The sequence below is a fragment of the Streptomyces sp. NPDC051677 genome (genome assembly GCF_044453465.1).
Classification (GTDB): domain Bacteria; phylum Actinomycetota; class Actinomycetes; order Streptomycetales; family Streptomycetaceae; genus Streptomyces.
This window is the reverse complement of the sequence record NZ_JBITCT010000043.1, coordinates 39,459-54,738: the sequence shown is the minus strand read 5'-3', so window position 1 is coordinate 54,738 and position 15,280 is coordinate 39,459. Positions and strand designations below refer to the sequence as shown.

General features: G+C 71.3%; 12 protein-coding genes and 1 pseudogene. 8 read left to right on the top strand and 5 right to left on the bottom strand.

The genetic code is table 11. The features are described 5' to 3' along the window. Positions 1-117 precede the first annotated feature (117 nt). The 8 genes and pseudogenes from ACIBAF_RS37330 to ACIBAF_RS37295 all read left to right on the top strand — a co-directional run bounded on the left by ACIBAF_RS37330 (position 118) and on the right by ACIBAF_RS37295 (position 9,962). Positions 118-1,476 carry an FAD-dependent oxidoreductase gene (locus tag ACIBAF_RS37330; protein ID WP_399469122.1) on the top strand — a complete coding sequence of 453 codons (1,359 nt, stop codon included), beginning with the start codon at positions 118-120 and terminating at the stop codon, positions 1,474-1,476. Positions 1,477-1,635: 159 nt separating this feature from the next. Beyond that, entirely contained in the window at positions 1,636-2,505 is an 870-nt protein-coding gene (locus ACIBAF_RS37325) for a branched-chain amino acid ABC transporter permease (protein WP_399469120.1), read from the top strand. Between the two features lie 12 nt (positions 2,506-2,517). Then, entirely contained in the window at positions 2,518-5,040 is a 2,523-nt protein-coding gene (locus tag ACIBAF_RS37320; RefSeq protein ID WP_399469118.1) for an ATP-binding cassette domain-containing protein, read from the top strand. Between the two features lie 24 nt (positions 5,041-5,064). Then, positions 5,065-6,273 carry an ABC transporter substrate-binding protein gene (locus ACIBAF_RS37315; protein WP_399469116.1) on the top strand — a complete coding sequence of 403 codons (1,209 nt, stop codon included), beginning with the start codon at positions 5,065-5,067 and terminating at the stop codon, positions 6,271-6,273. 117 nt (positions 6,274-6,390) lie between these two features. Then, positions 6,391-6,702 (top strand): annotated as a pseudogene (locus ACIBAF_RS37310) (catalase-related domain-containing protein); the annotation flags it as partial. A 184-nt stretch (positions 6,703-6,886) separates the two neighbouring features. After that, positions 6,887-7,153 carry a transketolase C-terminal domain-containing protein gene (locus ACIBAF_RS37305; protein ID WP_399469114.1) on the top strand — a complete coding sequence of 89 codons (267 nt, stop codon included), beginning with the start codon at positions 6,887-6,889 and terminating at the stop codon, positions 7,151-7,153. A 166-nt stretch (positions 7,154-7,319) separates the two neighbouring features. After that, a complete protein-coding gene (locus ACIBAF_RS37300; RefSeq protein WP_399469112.1) occupies positions 7,320-8,153 on the top strand; it encodes a sulfurtransferase in 834 nt (277 codons plus the stop codon). A 42-nt stretch (positions 8,154-8,195) separates the two neighbouring features. Beyond that, positions 8,196-9,962 (top strand): nitrite/sulfite reductase, encoded by a 1,767-nt coding sequence (locus ACIBAF_RS37295; RefSeq protein ID WP_399469110.1) that lies wholly within the window; start codon positions 8,196-8,198, stop codon positions 9,960-9,962. Here the strand turns inward: ACIBAF_RS37295 and ACIBAF_RS37290 are convergent. From ACIBAF_RS37290 to ACIBAF_RS37270, 5 genes are read right to left on the bottom strand one after another with little or no spacing between them, the layout of a single operon-like run. Beyond that, positions 9,955-11,058, bottom strand: a complete 1,104-nt coding sequence (locus ACIBAF_RS37290; RefSeq protein ID WP_399469108.1) for an MSMEG_0565 family glycosyltransferase — start codon at positions 11,056-11,058, stop codon at positions 9,955-9,957. The genes ACIBAF_RS37295 and ACIBAF_RS37290 overlap by 8 nt on opposite strands. Continuing rightward, the gene (locus tag ACIBAF_RS37285; RefSeq protein ID WP_399469106.1) at positions 11,055-11,891 is read right to left on the bottom strand and encodes a carbon-nitrogen hydrolase family protein; all 837 of its coding nucleotides are present in this window, start codon (positions 11,889-11,891) and stop codon (positions 11,055-11,057) included. The genes ACIBAF_RS37290 and ACIBAF_RS37285 overlap by 4 nt, the downstream gene beginning before the upstream one ends. Next, positions 11,888-12,754: a carbon-nitrogen hydrolase family protein gene (locus ACIBAF_RS37280; protein ID WP_399469104.1), complete on the bottom strand. Its 867-nt coding sequence runs from the start codon at positions 12,752-12,754 to the stop codon at positions 11,888-11,890. Before ACIBAF_RS37280 ends, ACIBAF_RS37285 begins: the two co-directional genes overlap by 4 nt. Next, positions 12,751-14,190, bottom strand: coding sequence for an MSMEG_0567/sll0787 family protein (locus ACIBAF_RS37275; RefSeq protein WP_399469102.1), 1,440 nt, complete (start codon positions 14,188-14,190; stop codon positions 12,751-12,753). Before ACIBAF_RS37275 ends, ACIBAF_RS37280 begins: the two co-directional genes overlap by 4 nt. Next, positions 14,187-15,272, bottom strand: a complete 1,086-nt coding sequence (locus ACIBAF_RS37270) for an MSMEG_0568 family radical SAM protein (RefSeq protein WP_399469100.1) — start codon at positions 15,270-15,272, stop codon at positions 14,187-14,189. Before ACIBAF_RS37270 ends, ACIBAF_RS37275 begins: the two co-directional genes overlap by 4 nt. Between the last annotated feature and the right edge of the window lie 8 nt (positions 15,273-15,280).

The following is a 15,280-nucleotide window of genomic DNA, read 5'->3' as shown; positions in this document are numbered from 1 at the left end:
GGTCGACCCGGCTGAAAACGCACTGCAGCACCACATGCCGACCATCCTCTCGACTCCAGAAGTGAGTTCAATTAGCGTCTTGTCTCACTCGGCTACGCGAAGGCGGTGGGACCCGCTATGGATGCGGAGACTGTGGATCTGCTGGTGATAGGCGGCGGTATGGCCGGTCTGACGGCCGCCGCCCAGGTGGCCGCCGAGGGCGGCTCGGTGGTTCTGGCGGAGAAGGCGGAGCGCACCGGCGGCTCCGCACGCTTCGCCGGTTTCGTATGGACGACCCCGACCGTCGAGGAGATGCGCCGGATCAACCCGGACGGCGACCCGGAGCTGGCCACCGCCCTGGTGGACGGGTTCGCCGACGGCGTGGCGTGGATCCGGTCGCTCGGCGTGGAGTGCCGGCCGCCGGTGCCCGTGCTCGGCTTCGGCCGCGGGCACCAGGTCGACACGAACCACTACCTCGATTCCTGCGAGCGGCTGATCCGCGACCGCGGCCAGGAAGTGCTCACCACTACTTGGACCCGCTCCCTCGTGACGGAGAACGGCGTGGTCAAAGGGGCGGAATGTGTCGCGCCGGACGGATCCGTACGCCGGATCGAGGCCGCCTGGACCCTGCTCGCGACTGGCGGCTTCCAGGGGGATCCGGGCCTGCGCGCCGAGCACATCCACCCCAGCGCCGCGGACATCGGACTGCGAGCCAACCCGCACAGCCGGGGCGACGGTCTCACCCTCGGGAGTTCCGCGGGCGCGGCGTTCGGCAAGAAGGACGCGGGGTTCTACGGGCACCTGATGCCGGCCGGCGTCTCGCTGGCCGACCCCGCGCGCTTCGTCGACCTCGCGCTCTACTACAGCGAGCACGCCCTGCTGTTCGACACGACGGGCGAGCGCTTCGTCGACGAGACGCTCGGGGACCATCTGACCACCATGGCGCTGCTCGAACGGCCACAGGCCCGCGGTCTGCTGGTCGCCGACGCGCGGGTGCACCGCGAGTGGATCAGCGCCTCGTACGTGGAGGGGATCCCCGGCGTGGACAAGTTCCAGCTGTGCCATCGCGCGGGTGCCCGAAGCGCGGTGGCGGACAGCCTGGAGGACTTCGCGGCGATGCCCGAGGAGTGGGGCTATCCGGGCACCACGATCCGCGACCGCATCAAGGAGTTCAACGCCGCCACAAGCAAGAACGGCGCCACGACGCCCGGCCGCCGCCTCGACCGGCAGCCACTCGACGAACCGCCGTTCCATGTCGTCGAGGCGGCTCCGGCGATCACGTTCACCTTCGGCGGCCTGCTGATCGACGCCGGCGCGCACACCCTGTCCGCGAACTCTGAGGGACGCACTCCGGTACCCGGCCTGCTCGCCGCCGGCGCGGACGCGGGCGGACTCTACCGGCGCGCCTACGCCGGCGGACTCGCCCCCGCCCTGGTCTTCGGCCTCGCGGCGGCACGGACCGCGCTCACCGAGTCGCCGACGGCCCTCACCCGCTGAGCCCGGCCGGTCGGCGCAAATCCCGTGCACGAGGCTTGCCCTCCCGGCACCGGAATGCCTAGCGTACTGAATTGAGTTCACTTTAACTCTGCGTGTTCGTGAGGTGATCATGCTGCTCGCATGCGTGGCGCGAACGCGCCCTTCCTCGAGGGAGGGACTGTGAGTCAGTTCCTGCTTGTCCTGGTCAGCGGCGTGGCCAGCGGAGCCGTGTACGGCCTCATGGGGCTCGGGCTGGTCATCATCTACCGGGCCACCGACGTCGTGAACTTCGCGATGGCGTCGCTCGCGACCCTGGGCCTGTATGTGGCGGTCTCGCTCCATGACCGCGGTGTTGCCACGGTGCTCGGCCTCCTCGCCGCCATCGCGATCACCGTCGCGGCGGGCCTGCTGGTGCGGGAGACGGTGATCCGGCCGCTGGGTCAGGGCCAGTTGTTCTCCGCGCTCGTCGTGACGATGGGCGTGTCCCTGATCGCGGAGAGCACGGCCGGATCGATCTGGGGCGACCAGCCCAAAGCCTTCCCCAGCCTGGTCGACGGGACGGTGCGCTGGTCGGGCGCCGCGGTGCCGGTCCAGAGTCTGGTGACGATCGCCGTCGCAGCCGTGGCGATGGCACTGGTCGGCTATCTGTTCGCCCGCACCACGCTCGGCTCGGCCATGCGCGCCGTTGCCGAGTCCGCGGACACCGCCCGTGTGGTCGGGCTGAGCGCGCAGCGCCTGGCCAGGATCTCCTGGGCGCTCGGCCTGGGTCTCGCCGCGCTCGCCGCCTGTCTGTACGCGCCGCGGTCCGGCCTGGTGCCCACCGCGCTCGTCGCGCCCCTGTTCCGGGCCTTCGCGGGAATCTTCCTGGGCGGCCTGACCAGTATGTACGGCGCCGTCCTCGGCGGACTGACCATCGGTGTCCTGGACAACCTGGCGGCGAACTACGTCTCCGCGAGCTTCCGGGACACGTTCGTGTTCTCGTTCACCGTGCTGGTCCTGCTGATCCGTCCCCAGGGCATGTTCGGCACCCGCACCTTCCAACGGGTCTGAGGGGTCGCATCCATGGTCTTCAACCGTTCCCTCCTGGCGAGGGCCGCTCTGGTCCCGGCCGCCGGTGCGGTACTCATGGCGTTCATGGCTTCCGGCGCGATCCCGGCGTACCAGATGTACTCGGTGGGGCTCGCGGCCGTGTACACGATCGTCGTGCTGTCGGTGGGGCTGCTCGCCGGCTGGTCCGGCATCTGGTCGGTGGGCCACCCCGCGTTCTTCGCCATCGGCGCCTACTTCGCCGCGTACGGCAGCGGACACGACTGGCCCCTGGAAGCGGTGGTCCTCGGCGCCGTCGCCACCGGGGCCACCCTGGGCGCCTTCCTGGGATACGCGGGCGCCAGGTTCTCGGTGCTCTACATCGCCCTGCTGACCCTCGCGTTCACCACGGTGACCCTGGAACTGGTCAACCGCTGGAGCACCGTGACCGGCGGCGACCAGGGAGTGCCGGTGATCGAGCTGCGCAGCGCCCTCGGCCTGGGCACCCTCGCGGGCGGCGGTGCCGACGCCCAGTACCTCGCGGTCGGGGCCGCCTCCGTGGTGCTCGCGCTGGCGGTTCCGGCCGCCGCCTCGGGACTGCGGATGCGGCTGGTGGCCGCCAAGTCCCACCCTCTGGCCGCCCGTACGATCGGCATCGCGCCGGAGGCGCAGTCGTCGCTGTCGTTCGCGGCGAGCGGGGCGTGCACATGCTTCGCGGGTGTGCTGCTCGGCCTGCTCACCGGGTTCGTCAGCCCGGATCCCTTCTCGCTGACCTTCGGGATCTCACTGATCGCGGCGTGTGTGCTCGGCGGGGTCGGCACCGTCCTCGGCGCGGTGGCCGGCGGGGTCTATCTCACCTGGAACCCCTCGCTGTCGTCCGCCGTCGGGCTGCCCCAGCCGGTCGTGCAGGGCCTCGTACTGATCGCCGTGCTCCTCTTCCTGCCCGGTGGAGCCGTGCCGTTCCTCGCGAGGCTCGTACGGCGGGTGCTGCGACGGCCGGACACCGAAGTCCCGTTGCCCGCCGAGGCGTCGGCGCATCTCTCGGCAACGCCGCCGCCGTCCGAGGCCACGGGCTACGGGCCCGTCCTGCTGCACCTGGAGCACCTGTCGGTCTCGTACGGCGGACTCAAGGCCCTGGAGGACGCCTCGCTCTCCCTGCGGCAGAACGAGATCCTGGCGGTCATCGGGCCCAACGGGGCAGGAAAGACAACCCTGTTGAACGCCCTGTCGGGGCTGACCGGCAACGGCCGGGTGAACGGGACCGCCGACTTCGCCGGCCGGCCGCTGCTCAAGGCCAGGGCGACCGCACGCCGGCGGCTGGGCGTCGGCCGTACGTTCCAGCACGCGGAGGTCTTCTCCGAACTCACCGTCGCCGAGAACGTGTTGTGCACCCGCCGCTGGATCACCGACCGGGCCCGGGCGGATGTCGCGCGGCTGCTGGAGTCCGTCGGTCTCGCAGACGTGGCCGACCGTCGCCCCGGCGAGCTGCCGTTCGGCCTGCAGAAGCGCCTCGACCTGGCGCGTGCGATGGCCGGGGAGCCGAAGCTGCTGATCCTGGACGAGCCGTTCGGCGGCCTCGACGCGGGTGAACGGGCGCTGCTCGCACGGCACATCAGGCGGCTGCATGCCGACGGCACCGCCGTGGTGGTCATCGACCACGTCCTCGACGACCTCTTCTCCGTCGCCCACCGGGTGCTCGCCTTCGACTTCGGCCGCACGATCGGCGAGGGCGCCCCGGACACCGTTCTCCAAGACCCGAAGGTGCGGTCGTCGTACCTGGGATCGGTCGACGGCAGGACCCGGCCGCCCGAGCACGTGGGTGAGCGGAGCATGATCCGCCTGAACGGCGTCGGCCACACGTACGGCGGTGTGGTCGCGCTGCGGGACGTCGGCCTCGACGTCCGCCAGGGCGTCGTCCTGGGCATCGCCGGCGCCAACGGAGCGGGCAAGAGCACGCTGGCCGGCATCCTGCACGGCTCGCTCCAGCCCGCCCGCGGCGACCGGGAGACGGGCGGAGTGGTCCGCACCAGCCTGGCGCCCGAGGGCCGGGCCCTGTTCAAGACGCTGTCCGTGCGCGAGAACCTCGAGGTCGCGGCGTACGCGGCGGGCATCACCGGTGCCCCGCTGCGCGAACGACTGGAGGAGACCGTCCAGTGGCTGCCGGCGCGGCTGCGCGACCGGATGTCCGCCTCCGCCGGCGGACTGTCCGGCGGAGAGCAGCAGATGCTCGCCATCGCCCGGGCTCTGATCGTCGGCCCGGACGTCCTGATCGTGGACGAACCGGCGCTCGGGCTGGCCCCCGCGCTGGTCGACGAGGTCTACGACCGGCTGGCCAGGCTCGCCCACGACGGCCTGACGGTCGTCCTGCTGGAGCAGCTCCTCAGCCGTGCCCTGTCCGTCAGCCACGAGGTGGCCGTGCTGCACGAGGGCGTCATCGCCGCCCACGGGCGGCCTGGCGACCCGGCGTTCGCGGCCCTGGCGGAAGCGGCGTACTTCAGCGGCGGCCTCGAAGCCGCCCCGACCGCGGCGGCTTCCGCCCGGACGCCCCAAGTCAACTGACATCCCTTGTGAACGAGGTGGACCGTGTACCGGATCATCAGAAGATTCCGCCGAGCCGCGGCAACGACAGCCGTCCTCGCCGTGGTGGCGCTGACCGCCAACGCGTGCGGCGGACAGGACTCCGCAGGAGCCGCCGGCAGCTCGTCCGAGATACACATCGGAGCGTGGCTGCCCCTCAGCGGCGCCGTCGCCGCGTACGGCGTGCCCCAGAAGGCGGGCGCCGACGCGTACTTCAAGATGCTCAACGCCAAGGGCGGCATCAACGGCCGCAAGGTCCGGTGGACCGTCAAGGACAACGCGTTCGACCCGCAGCAGACCGTGCAGATCGCACGCGAACTCGTCGGCCAGGACAAGGTCGTGGCGATCGTCAACGCGAACGGCACCTCCCAGGCGGAGGCCGCCTTCCCGTTCGTCCTCACTCAGTCCAAGGTGCCGATCCTCAACGAGCAGGGAGGCGCCGAATCCTGGTACAAGCCTCCGCGCACCGGCCTGTTCGGCACCCAGACCCTCTACGAGGACCAGGCAGCGGCGATCGCCGCCTGGGCGGTGCAGGACGGCGCCAAGAAGATCCTCGTCGTGCACAGTGACCCGGCCGCGTTCGTGAACGTGGCCAAGCAGGTCGAGCCCGTCGCGAAGCAGGTCGATCCCTCGGTCGAGGTGAACCGGCTGGCGGTCAAGTTCCAGACCACCGACTACACACCCGTGATCAGCAAGGTGAAGGCCGACAAACCCCAGGCGGTGATCCTGATCCTGACGTCCCCCGAGGCGGCCGCCTTCCTCAAGGAAGCCAAGCTCCAGGGACTCTCCCTGCCCACCTATGCCTACGCTCCCGTGGCAGCCGAGTCGACGGTCTCACTGGCCAAGGACGCCGCCGAGGGGCTGAAGGCCGTACAACTGGTGAGGGCTCCCTCGGACCCCGACCCCGCGGTGAAGGAGTTCCGGACCGCGATGGCCAAGTACGAACCCGGTCAGACCGCCGGATTCCTCGCCCTGTGGGGCTGGAGCAACGCGAAGGTGTTCGCCGAGATCGCGAAGACCATCAAGGGGCCCGTCACGTCCCAGTCCGTCATCACGGCGTACGAGAAGGCCTCGGCGGTCGACCCCGGGGTGTCACCGGTGATGAAGTTCAGCGCGAGCGACCATCTCGGCACCCGCAGCGTGCAGCGGGTGGTCGTGAAGAACGGCGTCTGGACGTCCGTCGGTGACTTCTACACGCCCCCGGCCCGCGGCTGAGCGCTCTCGGGGCACTGACGGAACTCGCCGGCCAGGACCCGTGCAAGCCCTCACGGAGATCGTCTCCCAGGCTGTCGGTGCGATGTGCCCGCGCCCCTGACCAGCGGCCGTCCTTGCGGCGGCCCCTTCCAGACGGACCGCCCGCTGTGGCAGTCGACTGCGAACTTCACGGCCGGCACCGGCAACCACGAGGCCCCGGTCCACACCGGGGACGACGACTTCACGCAGGCGGGCAACCTCTACCGCCTGATGTCGGAAGGCGAGAAGGAGCGCCTGATCGAGAACCTCGCGGGCTTCATCGCCAAGGTCTCGCGCGAGGACATCGCCGAACGCGCGATCGGCAACTTCCGTCAGGCCGACGGAGACTTCGGCAAGCGCCTGGAAGCTGCGGTCCAAGGCCTGCGCGGCTGCCCCCCCGGGTTGGAGTGAAGGCGCTGAGACCACGAGCCGACGTCTGGCTGCGAGTCGTCGTCCTTTCTCCGCAGGATCCGGGCGAGATCAGCGCAGCGGTCGATGCGATGCTCGGCCACACGGGACCGGTCTACACGAATCGGCGGCCCCCCTCATTCCTCAACAGTTCAACCGGGAGCCGTTCGTCATCCGCAAAGGGCGGTTGACACGAGAAGGCAGTCAGGCCTCGGTCGTCAGTAGAGGTCCCGTGACGACCGAGGCGATACGAGCGGTCGATCAGCTTCGCCTCGAGGGCATCGACCTCGACTTGGCGGCCGCGCCGTCTGCCGAGCCGGTGGACCAAGATCTCATCATGGCTTCGCCAAGCCGCGATCGGCTCCCCCACGAGCACGTCACCACCGGCGCATACCCCGCCCTTCTGGCGCGGTACGGCCTCGACGCCGCCGGCCTGTACAGAGTCTTCGCCTGAATCGACTGCGGCATCGACTTGTCACGCCTTCCAGCCAACCGCCCCACCCGACAGCTCCGCCGGACGCAGCTGAAGGAAATTGCCTGGCAGACAAAAAAATTGCCCAACAGGCAAACCTCCGTCTATACCTGCGAAAAGAGGAGCAGTGACACGCAGGGAGAACACCGTGAGCCGAACCGCCGCACTCGTCAATGCCGACTGGGTCCAGGCACATCTCGACGACCCCGCTGTCGTTCTCGTCGAGGTCGACGAGGACACGACCACCTACGACACCAACCACATCCGCGGGGCCGTGCGCATCGACTGGCGACAGGACCTCCAGGATCCGGTACGCCGCGACTTCGTCGACCAGGCCGCCTTCGAGAAGCTCCTCTCCCAGAAGGGCATCGGACGCGACGACACTGTCGTTCTCTACGGCGGCAACAACAACTGGTTCGCCGCGTTCGCCTACTGGTACTTCAAGGTCTACGGTCACCAGGACGTGCGTCTGCTCGACGGCGGCCGCAAGAAGTGGGAACTCGACGGCCGTGAGCTGGTCGCCGAGACGGTCACCCGCCCCGCCACCACGTACACGGCGTCGGCCCCCGACCCGTCGCTGCGGGCGATGCGCGACGAGGTGCTCTGCGCCATCGGCTCCCACAACCTGGTCGACGTACGCTCGCCGGAGGAGTTCTCGGGCAGGCTCAGCGCCCCGGCCCATCTGATCCAGGAGGCGGCCCTGCAGCGCGGTCACATCCCGACCGCCGTGAACGTCCCGTGGTCGAAGGCCGCCAACGACGACGGCACGTTCCGGTCCGACGAGGAACTGGCGGCCCTGTACGCGGACGTCGATTCCGGGCGGGAGACGATCGTCTACTGCCGTATCGGCGAGCGCAGCGCCCACACCTGGTTCGTGCTCAGCGAGCTGCTGGGACACGACAACGTGCGCAACTACGACGGGTCGTGGGCCGAGTACGGCTCCCTGGTCGGCGTTCCCATCACCCTGCCCACCGCCGACTGACATCCAAGCCTCGTCCCACGACGCCGAAGGAGTGGCGACACCATGGCCAACCCGCCGTATCCCCCGCCCATCGGCCCGGTCGGAGGCCGCACCGATCTCGGTCCGGTACCGGCCCGTTCCGCCACAGCAGGGGCCGGATCCCCGAGTGCGGACAGCCGGGCCGCCCGTACGCCGCGCCCCGAGGGACAGTGGGCGCTGGGTGACCGGACCCCGCTCAACGCGAACGAACGGTTCAAGCAGCACGACGACGGGCTCAACGTCCGCGACCGCGTAGAAACGGTCTACGCCTACAAGGGGTTCGCCGGCATCGATCCCGAGGACCTGCACGGGCGGCTGCGCTGGTGGGGCCTCTACACCCAGCGCCGGCCCGGGATCGACGGGGGCAGAACCGGCACCCTGGAGCCGCACGAACTCGACGACGAGTACTTCATGCTGCGCGTCCGCGTCGACGGCGGACGCCTCACCACCGAGCAGTTGCGCACCGTCGGCGAGGTCTCCCGCGACTTCGCCCGGGACACCGCCGACCTCACGGACCGGCAGAACATCCAGCTGCACTGGATCCGCATCGAGGACGCGCCGGAGGTCTGGCGGCGGCTGGAGGCCGTGGGACTGACCACCGCCCAGGCGTGCGGTGACACCACGCGTGTCTTCCTGGGAAGCCCGGTCGCCGGTGTGGCCGCGGACGAGATCGTCGACGGCAGCCCCGCCATCGACGCCATCCACGAGCGCTGGGTCGGGGATCCCGCGTTCTCCAATCTGCCGCGCAAGTTCAAGACGGCCATCAGCGGGTCGCCGCTCCAAGACGTCGCCCACGAGATCAACGACGTGTCGTTCATCGGCGTACGCCACCCCGAGCTCGGCCCCGGTTTCGACGTGTGGGTCGGCGGCGGGCTGTCGACCAGCCCCATGCTCGCCGAGCGGCTGGGCGCTTTCGCCACGCTGGAGGAGGTCCCGGAGATCTGGGCGGGCGTCGTCTCCCTCTTCCGTGACCACGGCTACCGCCGGCTGCGCAACCGGGCCCGGCTGAAGTACCTCGTCGCCGACTGGGGCATCGAACGGTTCCGCGAGGTGCTGGAGGACCAGTACCTCAAGCGCCCTCTGACCGACGGTCCCGCGCCTCCCCCGCCGGCCGGCCCGCGCGACCACGTCGGGGTCCATCCCCAGCGCGACGGCCGCTTCTACGTCGGTGCCGCACCGACGGCGGGCCGGGTGTCGGGCACTGCCCTGATCTCCCTGGCCGAGCTTGCCGAGGCACACGGATCCCGCCGTGTGCGCACCACACCGCACCAGAAGATCCTGGTCCTCGACGTGCCCGGCGAGGCAGTTGAGGACCTGGTCCGGGGGATGGAAGTACTCGGACTTCAGGCGCGTCCCAGCACCTTCCGCCGCAACACCATGGCCTGTACCGGCATCGAGTTCTGCAAACTCGCGATCGTGGAGACCAAACGCCGAGCGGTCACCGCCGTCGAGGAGTTGGAGCGGCGCCTGCCGGACTTCGACCAGCCCCTCACCGTCAACGTCAACGGGTGCCCGAACAGCTGCGTGCGGTCCCAGATCGCCGACATCGGTCTCAAGGGCCAGCTCGTTCTCGGCGCCGACGGACGCCAGGTCGAGGGTTTCCAGGTGCACCTGGGCGGCACGGTCGGCATGGAGGCCCGCTTCGGCCGCAAACTCCGCGGCCACAAGGTCGCCGCCGACGAACTCCCCGACTACGTCGAGCGCGTCGTACGGCGCTTCGACGCGGCGCGCGCTCCTGGCGAGACCTTCGCCGACTGGGTGGCGCGCGCCGACGAGGACGAGCTCACGTAGCGGCTTCGCCCGGGCCGCGGCCGGGCAGCGAACGGTAGAGGGCCAGGTGCCGACGTGCCGCCGTGTCCCAGGTGTGCCGGGCGGCGAGGTCGCGTCCGGCGTCCCGTCGGGCCGGGTCCTCCACGGTCATGGCGTGGCCGAGTTCGGCGGCCAGGGTGTGCGGGCCGTCCGCGAAACGCGCGGCGGATCCGAACACCTCACGCAGGACGGGCAGGTCCCGCACGACCAGCGGTACGCCGGCCGCCAGGGCCTCCATCGCGGCCAGGCCGAAGCCTTCCTTGAGGGAGGGGAAGGCGAAGGCTGCCGCGGCGCCCACCAGGGCCGGCAGTTCGTCGTCGGCCACCGGTCCAAGCACGACCGGCTCGACACCGAGTTCGCCGGCTCGCGCCTCCCAGCGGGCCCGGTAGTCCCGGTAGTCGAAGAGCGTCTCGCCGCCGGCGATCACCAGCCGCACGTCCGAATGTTCGCTGCGCAGCAGGGCGTAGGCCTCCAGCAGGTCGAGGGAGCCCTTGCGGGGTTCGATGCCGCCCACGGCGAGGACGTAACGGCCGAGGCGTGAGCGCCACCCCGCCCGCGCCGTCGGATCGGGGGTGGCGAAGCGCTCGTACGCCACCCCGTTGGGGATGACCTCCGCCGTCAGACCCCAGCCTTCCTTCAGCTCCTCCGCCACCGACCGTGAGACACAGATGTGTGCGTACGGCTCGACGATCGCCTTCTCGTGGCAGGCGGCGAGTTCGGGGGTGGTGAAGTGGTCGAGGTGGTGGACGGTGCGCACGCAGCGGCCGACGGCGTTGGCGCTGATGCAGTCCTGGGCGTGGATGATGTCGTAGGGGCCCGGGTCGAAGGCGGCGCGGAGGGTGTCGATGGAGCGCAGGATGCGCTCGCCGACGCTCTCACCGGACGGGCCGTCCGGGAACGGCACGATGCACAGGCGCACGGCTGGGTCGACGCGGCGGTAGAAGCCCTCGTCGCCGCCTCGGCCCAGGGTCCACACGGTCACGTCCTCGCCCAGTGCGGCGAATGCCTCCGCGAGGGCGAGGGTGTGGACGACCCCGCCACGCGGCTTGGTGGAGTAGCTGAGCAGTGCGATCTTCACGACGGGGTCTCCCGGTAGGCGGACGGCCGGCGTTCTTCGAGGTGGCGCAGGACGCGGCGGGCCCGGTCGATCTCCTCGGCGACGTCGACCTCGGCCACCGCCAGGCCCGCCTTGGCCCAGGTGCGGGCGAGGATGTCGCCGCCGGGGCCGACGACCTTGGCCTGGCCGAGGAAGCGCATGCCGCCCATGGCGCCGGTCTGGTTGGAGGAGGCGAGGACGACCTGGTTCTCGGCGGCGCGCGCCTGGTCGTAAAGGTCGAAGAGCTTGGCCTGACGGTCCTGTGCCATGCGCGGGGCGCGGTTGGTGATGCTGGTCGGCCAGGCGGAGAGGCAGGCGAGGACCTCCGCGCCGTCCAGCGCCAGCGAACGGGCCGACTCGGGGAAGGTCTTGTCGTAGTCGATGAGCATGCCGAGGCGGCCGACCGGGGTGTCGAAGGCCTCGAAACGGTCGCCCGGCATGTAGGCGGCGGTCTCCCCCGCCGGGAGGTGGACCTTGCGGTGCCGGCCGAGGACGCCGTCGCCGGACACGCAGACGGCGGCGTTGTAGCGGTCGGTGCCGCCGTCCTCGCAGTAGCCGACGCACACGACCATCTCCGCCGCGAGCTGGGCGACCTGGAGGATCAGCGGGTCGTCCGGCTTGAGGGCGGGCGGCAGGGCATCCGGGTCGGGATGGCGCAGATCGGCGAGATAGCCGCCGAGCGCGGCGTCCGGGAGCACCAGGAGTCCGGCGCCGGAGCTGCGGGCGTCGTCGATGAGCTTGGCGATCCTCGCCAGGTCGAACTCCAGGTCGCGGCCGAAGTGGGCGGCCGCGGCCGCGATCCGGATGGTGCTCATACGGTGACTGCTCCTGCGGGTGTGTAGGCGTCCGGGCGCCGGTCGCGCAGGTGCCCCATGGACCGGCGGGCGGTCTCGAGGGCCTGCGTGACGTCGATCTCGGCGACGGCGATTCCGGCCGTCACCCCCGTGTCGGCGATGATCTCGCCGCCGGGGTCGACGACCTTGGCGCTGCCAACGAAGCGTAGCGACCCGAAGGTGCCCGCCTGGTTGGCGGACAGCCACACGATCTGGTTCTCCAAGGCGCGGGCCCGGTCGAACAGGTCGAAGCGGCGCTTCCAGCGGTCCTCCTCCAGGTTGGCGACCGCGCTCGTGCGCGCGCCCGGCCAGGCGGAGACGCAGACGCCGATCTCGGCGCCGTCGAGGGCCAGGGCACGGGCCGACTCCGGGAACGCCTTGTCGTAGCAGATCATCATGCCGATCCGGCCGACGGGAGTGTCGAAGGCCTGGAAGCGGTCACCGGAGGCGTAGGAGGCGTCCTCGCTCAGTGGCTGGTGGACCTTGCGGTGGCTACCCAGGACGCCGTCGCCGGTGACGCAGACGGCACTGTTGTAGCGCCGTCCGTCGGCCGCCGCCTCGCAGTAGCCGGCCACAACGGTCATGTCTCCGGCGAGGGCGGCCAGCCGGCTGATCTCGGGCCCGTCGAGGGCGAGCGCGGGCGGGCCCTCGTCGAGGTCGCCCTCTTCAATCGATGCAGGGTTGTCGAGGCTGAGGAGATAGCCGCCGAGGCATGCCTCGGGCAGCGCCAGCAGATGTACGCCCTCCTCGCGCGCTTCCTTGATCAGCCGTTCGGCGATCGCGAAGTCCTCTTCCAGGTCGCGGCCGAACTCGGCGGCAACGGCCGCCAGGCGCAGGGTGCTCATGCAGGTCCCATCCCGGTCACCGTGGACGTGACCGCTTCAGTGATCTCTCCGTCGGGCCAACGCAGCCCGACGCCTTCTCCAGTGGTCAGCGCGCCGCACACGGCGCCTGTGGCGGGGCCGGCCGCGAGCGGCGGTCCGCCCGCCGTGCCCGCGGTGAGCATGGCGAACCCGGGGAAACAGGTCAGCCAGTCGCCCATGGTCGCCGTGCTCGGCCGGGGTACGGCGGCCACGTCGAGCACCGCACGGCAACCGCCCGCCTCGGCGAGCATGCCGAGCGTCCCGGCGATGCCCGCCATCGAGACGTCCTTCGCCGCGGCCGGGCGGGCGGCGGCCACCGCGCCGGTCATGACTCGCAGTTCGTCACCGTGCCGGTGCGTGGTGGAGTCCCACTGGCGCCCGCGGTACCCCTCGCGCCAGCCGCCGCCGAGGTCCGCGGTCAGCCGCACCAGGTGCCCCGGACGGCCGCCGCCCCCAGGCACGGGACGGTCCGTGCGGCCGAGCGCGGTCACCGACAGGGCTGCCGGGACGCCGAGTTGGGTGTGCCCGCCGAGCACTGGGACGCCGTACGCCCGCGCGGCCCGGCTCAGACCGGCGAGGATCCGCGAGGCGTGCCCCGCGTCCTTCGCGCCGACCGCGTCGAGCAGGCCGACCGGCGCGGCGCCCATGGCGGCGAGGTCGTTGACGTTGACCAGGACCGAGCACCAGCCGGCCCACTCCGGGTCACGCTCGACCATCGACGGCACGATCGCGTCGCACGCGGCGATCATGTCGGTGCCCGGCACGGGCGCGCCGTCGTCGCCGACGAAACCCGCGCCGCCGGGCGCGAGAGACGTCAGGAGGGAGCCCAGGGGGGACTTGGTGGCGGCGACGAGATCCGCGATCCGGCCGATCGGCCACCGCATCAGGACGTGGGGCGCGGCGGCGACCGTCACGTCCCGCACCCGCTGCCAGCCGAGCCGCCGGAACAGGATCTCGGCCCGGGCCTGGACGGTCGCGTCGAACCGCAGCACGCCCTCCGCCTCCGCGCGTGCGCAGGCCGCGCGGACCAGTGCCGCGCCGATGCCGTGGGCGCCACGGGCCCGCCGGTCGACGACCAGCCGCCCGCCCTGCCACCAGCCGATGTCCGGGCCGTCGTCGACCGGACCGAGCCGGACCCCGCCGATCACCGTGCCGTCCGGGGCCCGGGCGACCAGGACGACGGTCCGGGTGTCGGCGTCGCGGTCGTCGAGGTCGTCGCCCGTGAACAAGCCCTGATCGTCGACGAAGGTCTCCTTGCGCAGCGCCCGGTAGGCCGCCAACTCCGTGCTGCCGACCGCCTCTTCGACGTGGAAGGCCGGGTGGCGGGCGAGGGTGCTGCGGTCGCCGAGCAGCGCGAGGATGTCGGTCTGCTCGACCACCGCGGACGCGGCCACGTCGTCGAGGTACACGTCCCTCACCCGCCCGCGGTCTTCAGCACGCTGCACGCCCCGCAGGCCGCGCAGCCGGCCGTCTGGTCGGCGCCGCTCATCCCGGCCGCGCGCAGCTTCGCCGCCACGCCCTCGGTGACGTACCGCAGGAGGTCGGCGCTCGGGGCCCGGTCGCCGTCACGTGCGGCGAGGGTGCCGCTCATCGGGCGGAAGGGGACGACGAACGGGTAGACGCCACGGTCGATCAACTTCCCTGCCCCGTCAATGAGTTCATCCGGGTCCTCACCGAGCCCGACAAGCAGGTAGGTGGACACCCGGTTCGGGCCGAACACCCGCACCGCCTCGTCCCACGCGGCTTCGTACTCGGCCATCGGCACGGACGACTTGCCGGGCATCCAGCGCCGGCGCACCTCGTCGTCGAGGGACTCGACATGGATGCCGATGGCGGTGGCCCCGGCGTCGTGCAGGGCGCGGATCCAGGACAGGTCGCCGGGCGGCTCGCACTGCACCTGGATCGGCAGGCCCGGTACGGCCCGCAGGACCGCGCGGACGGATCGGGCCAGGTTGCGGGCGCCCCGGTCCGGGCCGGTGGTCGTGCCGGTGGTCATCACCATCTGCTTCACGCCGTCGAGGCGTACGGCGGCCTCGGCGACCTCGGCGAGCTGTGCCGGGGTCTTGGCGGCGACCGTGGCGCCGGAGCGCAGGGACTCCTCGATGGTGCAGAAGCGGCAGCGGTCCGACTCGGCGTAGCGGATACAGGTCTGGACGACGGTGGTGGCGAGGACGTCGGCGCCGTGCAGGCGGGCGATGTGCTCGTAGGGGGTGCCGTCGGCCGTGGTGAGGTCGTAGAACTTCGGGCGTCGTACGGCGCTCAGGGTGAGGCCGGTGTCCTCCTCGCCGAGCCAGACCTTGCCGTCGCGCACCCGGTAGGGACTTTCGGGGTTGGTGGGCAGCGCGGCGTTGGCGCCGTCGACGAGGACGTGTCCGTCGTCGCTGGGTCCCGCGCCGTCGGGGCGCCGTACTGGGGTGTCCAACGCCACTCCCCGCAGGGCGAGTTCGGCGCGGGTCATGATGCGGACGTCCACGGTCGTCGTTCCGGTGCCAACGCTCACGTCGTGCC